The sequence below is a fragment of the Streptomyces katrae genome (assembly GCF_000966975.1).
GTDB lineage: Bacteria > Actinomycetota > Actinomycetes > Streptomycetales > Streptomycetaceae > Streptomyces > Streptomyces katrae.
The window spans coordinates 1-1542 of the sequence record NZ_JZWV01001482.1 but is presented as its reverse complement, the minus strand read 5'-3'; the positions used below and the strand labels follow the sequence as shown (position 1 = coordinate 1542).

General features: G+C 74.6%; 2 protein-coding genes. Both read left to right on the top strand.

The features are described 5' to 3' along the window. On the top strand, positions 1-516 hold a 516-nt coding region (locus tag VR44_RS48665), incomplete at its 5' end, for a diacylglycerol/lipid kinase family protein (RefSeq protein WP_045952339.1). A gap of 5 nt (positions 517-521) precedes the next feature. Beyond that, positions 522-1502: a YihY/virulence factor BrkB family protein gene (locus tag VR44_RS38520; protein WP_045952338.1), complete on the top strand. Its 981-nt coding sequence runs from the start codon at positions 522-524 to the stop codon at positions 1500-1502. The last annotated feature ends 40 nt before the right edge of the window (positions 1503-1542 follow it).

Genomic DNA, 1542 nt, shown 5'->3' with positions numbered 1-1542 from the left:
GTACGGGAGCGCCTCGCGCGCATGGTCGTCGTCGGCAACGTCGGTGCGCTGCAGGGCGGGCTCCCGCTGCTACCGGACGCCCACGCCGACAGCGGCCGGCTGGAGGTGGTGCTGCTCGACCCGCGCGGCGTCCGGGGCTGGCTCGCGGCGGCGGGCCACCTCGTGGCGCGCATGCTGCCCGGCGCCAGGCCCGCCCCCGCCTGCCCCAACCCCGGCCGGACCGTACCCGCGCAGCCCGCCCCCGCCCACGGCCGGGGGCCGGTCGCCGGCGGGGCGCTGGAGTACTTCAGCGCCGAGCGCGTCGACATCCGCTTCGGCCGGCCCCAGCCCTACGAGCTCGACGGCGACGTGATGTCCGCCGCCACCCGGCTGACCGCGGAGGTGGAACCGGGCGCCCTGCGGATCTGGCTCCCCCCGCGCGCCCCGGATGACGCTCCGGCGGAGCGTACCGTCCGCCCGCGCACGACCCCGGCGGGCGAACCGGTTCCCCGGGTACCCGACTTGGACAGGGGGTGACGGACTTGGGCACCGCGACCCGCGTACCGCAGCGCCAGGACCCGGCGGTGGCATCCGCAGCACGCGCCGTCGAGGGCGAGGAACTGTCCGCCGAGGAGGCCGTCGCCGCGCTGCGCCGCCACGGCGGCTGGAGCCTCGTACGGGACTCCTTCATCCGCTTCCGCTACGCCGACGGCTTCAGCCACTCCAGGGCGCTGGCCCTCCAGACGGTCCTGGCCATCGTCCCGCTCGCCATCGCGCTCATCGGGCTGTCCGGAGCCCTGCACACGGAAGCCGTCGGCCGGATAGCGGAACTGACGATCCGCAGGCTGGCCGGCGGCCCGAGCCGGGACGTCGTGGACGAGGCCCTGGCACAGAGCAGACAGCGGTCCGGGGAGGGCAGCCAGGCCGCGCTCTGGTTCGGCCTGCTGTTCTCCGTCGTGAACGTGACCACCGCCCTGTGCCAGGTGGAGCGGGGAGCCAACCGCATCTACGGGAACGAACGCGACCGTCCGTTCCTCCACAAGTACGCCCGCGGGCTGGTCATGTCCGTGCTGGCCGGTCTGCCCCTCGGGCTCAGCTTCTGCGTCACCGTCCTCGGCGCCCACCTCAGCCGCGCCGTGGCGGAGGTGTACCACCTCGGCCCGGGCCCGGTCCACACCTGGGACCTGCTGCGCTGGCCCGTGGGCGTCCTGCTGGCCCTCCTCGCCACCAGCGCGATCTTCCGCCTCGCCCCGCGCCGCCGGCAGCCCGGTTACACGTGGCTGGCCTTCGGCGCGGGCGTGTACCTGACACTGTGGTTGCTGGCGACGTGGGGACTGAGCCTCTACGTCGGCGACGGCGGCTCCTTCACCACCGTGTACGGGCCCCTCAGCGCCTTCGTCTCCCTGCTGCTGTGGTCCTACCTGACCTCGACCGCCCTCTTCCTCGGCCTGGCCTTCGCCGCGCAGCTGGAGGCCGTCCGGGCCGGGGTGAGCGAACCAGTCACCCCGGACCCCGGCGTCTGAACCCCGCGCACCACCCCTGAAAGGAAGCCCCGTCCATGCC